Raw genomic sequence first — 868 nt, 5'->3', positions numbered from 1 at the left:
ACAAGAGAGGATTAAACTTGAGCAGATCCGGGAGTCGCTCATCCAGCAGGGATTTTTGCAGCAGTCGGTTCAGACTGTAGACCCTGAAGCACAAACATCTGGGTTTGTCTTATCGGAAGCCTGGTATACGAAGAAAAGGTTGAGGTCCAGAACGCTAAGTTCTCGCTCTACCGATTTTAGCCCCGACGGCCGCCGGTTTTACATACTGGGCCGTGATACGGAAAATGTTGCCGAGTATCACCTGGATGACCCCTGGCAAATAGACACTGCCGAATATGTGCGGGACTTCAGCACATCAGGGGAGATAGGAACAGCCTCCCAGGAGGAAGAGGCCTCGCATGGATTGTATGTACGAAAAACCGATGGGCGGAGAATGTGGGTATTGAACCGGACTGAGATTTGGGAATACACCCTGTCGGATCCGTGGAATGTGAGTTCGGCCACCCAGACAGGATATCAGGACTTAAGTGATGATGTAGTTCGGGGCCACGATATGGATTTTAAGCCGGACGGGTCGGTGTTATATGTGGATGACCGGATACTGGGGGTGGTACACCAGTTTGAATTGTCTTCGGACTGGGATGTAGAGACGGCATCGCTGGATTATGTATTTGATATATCGGATATCCAGGAGGCGGTTCGCGGGACCCAGTTCAGCCCGGATGGTAAAAAGATGTTTATGATGGATACGAGGCGCCAGGAGGTGTTGGAGTTCAACGTGTCTACCCCGTATGATTTACGTTCGGGTAGTTTTGTGGGGACATTTGGAGTGGCCTCGGAGGCGGCAAGCCCAGAAGGACTTACCTTTAAACCGGATCTGACAACGTTTTATGTGACGTCCAATGGCGATAATATCGTCCACCAATAT

General features: G+C 50.7%; 1 protein-coding gene. It reads left to right on the top strand.

Translation table 11 applies throughout. From position 1 onward, the window contains the following. The coding region (locus L6773_RS21255) for a YncE family protein (protein ID WP_237856686.1) at positions 1-868 on the top strand (868 nt) is incomplete at both ends.

Origin of the sequence: Rhodohalobacter sulfatireducens, from assembly GCF_022012475.1 — a bacterium.
GTDB classification, from domain to species: Bacteria; Bacteroidota; Rhodothermia; order Balneolales; family Balneolaceae; genus Rhodohalobacter; species Rhodohalobacter sulfatireducens.
The sequence above is the reverse complement of the archived record's forward strand: the minus strand, read 5'-3'. Positions and strand labels throughout refer to the sequence as shown.